At 58.0% G+C, this 1,943-nt stretch carries 2 protein-coding genes; both read right to left on the bottom strand.

Going from position 1 to position 1,943, the window contains the following annotated elements:
- Positions 1 to 827, bottom strand: an 827-nt coding sequence (locus tag EOA38_RS35190) for a DUF4007 family protein (RefSeq protein WP_245481001.1), incomplete at its 3' end; no start/stop codon positions are given.
- On the bottom strand, positions 781 to 1,943 hold a 1,163-nt coding region (locus EOA38_RS35185; protein ID WP_145966244.1), incomplete at its 5' end, for a cysteine desulfurase family protein. The genes EOA38_RS35185 and EOA38_RS35190, both read right to left, overlap by 47 nt.

Raw genomic sequence — 1,943 nt, 5'->3', positions numbered from 1 at the left:
GAAACCACGCCGCCTTCATCGAGTTTGAAAACGCGTCCTGGCGAGCCTGCTCCATAACAGATCTGTTCAGCCGTCAATGTGTTCGCGCCGCCGGATCGTTCCCAGAACTGACCAAGCGCGTAAGCGAAAACGGCGTCATGGAGGCCCGGCTTCGGACCGCGAACAAACTCGTACCAGCCGCCAAGCCGAGCTTCCCGGATCAATGCAACCTCGGCCAGCAGAGGCTCCGCGGCGTCTTCACTGAGAGTATCCGCCCGCCGCACATAACTGCGCAAGAAAACCTCAATATCGCGCTTAAGTGTTCCGCGCGTTGCCCGCCATCCGCTGCTCTCTACCAAGGTCATGAGCTGGTCGAGCAACATGGCCGGATCAAACTCGATCGCGTTGAGCAAATTGAACGCGTAGTACGCAGTTGTTGTCATCGCAGGCGTGCTGGCGATATGCCAATGAGCGAACCAAATCGTCGATGATTGCTCGAGGTAAGGATCGAGACCATCGTCGGAGAGAATGGCGCGACCAAGCCCGGTTGGTGCAATCATGCGATCAACTTCGGCGAAGAAGCCCGACGCGAGCGCCCAATAGCGCATCGACACGGCCATATTGCGCCCGACGCCGAAACGGGCTATTGCATCTTGTTCCTGAAATGTTCTGGAATCGGCTCCGCCGCCGATTGCATCAAAGGCTTTCTTCAACCATAGCAGTCGGAGCGGGAACGTCTCGTGTCCCGCAAACTGCCCTCTCGAATCGATCTTTATCGCAGCGCGTCCCATGAAAGGGACCTTACTGGTGAAGCTCTCCAGTTTCAAGGCGAGATAGCGCGGCAGCATCAACGATGTGGTTAGCTGCGCTCAGTATCTCTTCGGAATTCTGATAGCGATTACAAAAAATCCGAATAACGCAACGAGCCTCTATTTCGGAAAGGCCAATGGATTCAAGCACATGTGAAGTCTTGATTTGCCCTGAGGTGCATGCCGATCCTGTTGAAAGCGATACGCGGCGCGCAACGCGGGCGCAGAGCTCGTCCGCATCGACGTCGAAGAACTGGATGGACACTGTGCCCGGAACCGTGGGCGCATCGCCGCTGACCCGACTAAAGCGAAGCTGCCGTTCTTCTAGCGTCTCAAGCAAGCGTTCAATCAACGCGGAGCAATGCTCCTTGTCGGACTCAAGCCGATCTCTCGCGACCCGAGCAGCCGCACCGAAGCCAGCGACGAGCGCGACCGGCTCAGTTCCGGGCCTCAGACCGCTTTGCTGGCCACCACCAAAAGTCAGTGGAAGCGGCTTCGGCGCCGATGCTGCAACATACAAAGCCCCTATGCCCATCGGACCATAGCACTTGTGGGCCGAAAGGGTGAGGTAGTCGACATCAAGCTCGATGACGTCAACGTCGATCTTGCCGGCGGCCTGCGCCGCATCACTATGGAAGAGCGCGCCGCTCGCATGCGCCAAGGCAGCAGCTTCCTTGACGGGCTGAATGACGCCGGTCTCGTTGTTGACCATCATCACTGATGCAAGGAGAAGATCTCGGTCGACGAGGCGCGCAAATTCGGCAAGATCAAGCCGACCTTGACGATCGACGGGGGCAATGCTGATTTCGAATCCTTCGGACTGCAAGGCGTGTGCAGGCTCCAACACAGCCTTGTGTTCGACTGCCGAAACGACGATGCGTTTCCGGTTCGGTTGCGATCTGCGAGCCAAGCGTGCCACGCCCAAAATCGCAAGATTGTTGGCTTCAGTCGCACCCGAAGTGAACGTGATCTCGCTTGCCGCGGCGCCGATTAAATCGGCTACCAATTCGCGGCCGTCGGCAATCGTGCGTGCGGCAATCTCGCCTGAAACGTTGGGCGAACCGGCGTTGCCGGGTTGCGCCCAAACACCAAGGATCGCCTCGCGAGCTTCAGGCGCAAGGGGTAGAGTGGCAAAACCATCGAGATAGATTGGAT

This window comes from Mesorhizobium sp. M1E.F.Ca.ET.041.01.1.1 (genome assembly GCF_003997355.1).
In the GTDB taxonomy this organism is placed as follows: Bacteria; Pseudomonadota; Alphaproteobacteria; order Rhizobiales; family Rhizobiaceae; genus Mesorhizobium.
Note: the sequence above shows the minus strand (reverse complement) of the source record. Positions and strands in the feature narration are given on the sequence as shown.